Below are 1,454 nucleotides of genomic sequence, written 5' to 3' on the forward strand. Positions count from 1 at the left end.
CAATAAATCATCACGAATATTCATTAAACGTTCGTTTAATTCACTGCCTTTGAAAATCGTTTGTTCACTATTAGTTTCTTTAATCAATTCCCGTCGTTCAGCCGCAGTTGTCTGTTCAAAATCAAGCTCTGGATAAAGTTTTTTAGTTGTGCGATCAACTACTTTATTTAAGAGTTCGTCTGCTTTTTTTAGTGAACTTTCTTGTTGGTTAATCGTCAATAATTGCTTAGTGACATCTTCACCAACAGCGTGCTTAATTAAGATACTGTTTTTCCAATTAAATAGCATGCGCCGCTTATCATCTAAACTTTCCAAACTAATATAAGTTTTCAGTTCGTGGCTTAACTCTTTGACCACTTTTTTCTCGTTAAACGAGAAGTGTTTACTTAGGCTATCCAAGTGGCCTCGATTAACTACTTTCTCCTGCATATTTTTATAGCCATCTTTGGACTTACGATAGTTCTTAACTTGTTGATTAAATGCCTTTCTTTCATGCCGTTTGCTATTGATTCCCTCGTGTTGCATTGGTGTGTCAGCTATTCCCTGTTCCACAAATGATTTTTCACTGATCCGATCAGGAATGTTTTTTTGCTCCAAAGCCTGATTTACACTTGCCGCCCAATTGTGCCGCCATTCAGTTATTTTTTCTTTTTTATCCCAATCAACCAACCAAATTTTTCGGTTTCTCACATTCCCTGCAGGGGTCTTAGTTTTATTACCATGACTATCTAAAATGTATTCGGTTTTTGTTTTCTGTCCCCAAGTACCATCGGGGTTAAATGGGCGATTGGTTAACATCACGTGTGCGTGTGGATTATCTTGGTGATCACGATGAATCGCTACATCGGCTACCATGCCTTGATCAACAAAGTTTTCTTGCACGTATTTAGTTAATAATGTTTTTTGTTCATCTACACTTAACTCAATTGGTAAAGCCACGTTAAACTCTTTTGCATACCGTGAGTTTGATTTACGATCTTTCTTTTCAACTTCATTCCATAATTGTTCTCGATTACTGGCCCATGCTGGTGCATTTTTGGGTATTAAAATAAAGCTTTCTGGCATAACCGATCGGGTATAAAAATAGTGGCGGCATTCTTTATCATCAAATAATTTTTCACCGCTTCGATAAGCAGCACTGGCAATGGCACTTCGTCCTTTACCGGCACTAATATTACTAAAACTCATATGAAAGATTGCCATATCAGTCACCTTCTCACTTTGGTTCTATGGGTTTGACTTTGTTGTCGCCATCGGCGACTTATAATACAGGTTTTAATGGGTTTAGCACAACGTTATCTTTGATGACGTGTAAGTGCGCATTTACCTAGTTTCACTCAGTCTGCTGATTCTACTGAATTTACTTTTAGTGTATGCCTTCCGCTTCGCTATTTCAACTTTTATACTTTGACTTAACGTTTCCTATATGATATAGTTTCGGTGATTATTTCTAA

At 37.1% G+C, this 1,454-nt stretch carries 1 protein-coding gene; it reads right to left on the reverse strand.

The window, feature by feature from the left end; genetic code table 11:
- On the reverse strand, positions 1–1,203 hold a 1,203-nt coding region (gene mobQ, locus FC07_RS08540; RefSeq protein ID WP_162255871.1), incomplete at its 3' end, for a MobQ family relaxase.
- Positions 1,204–1,454 lie beyond the last annotated feature (251 nt).

Origin of the sequence: Loigolactobacillus bifermentans DSM 20003 (genome assembly GCF_001434575.1) — a bacterium.
Classification (GTDB): Bacteria; Bacillota; Bacilli; order Lactobacillales; family Lactobacillaceae; genus Loigolactobacillus; species Loigolactobacillus bifermentans.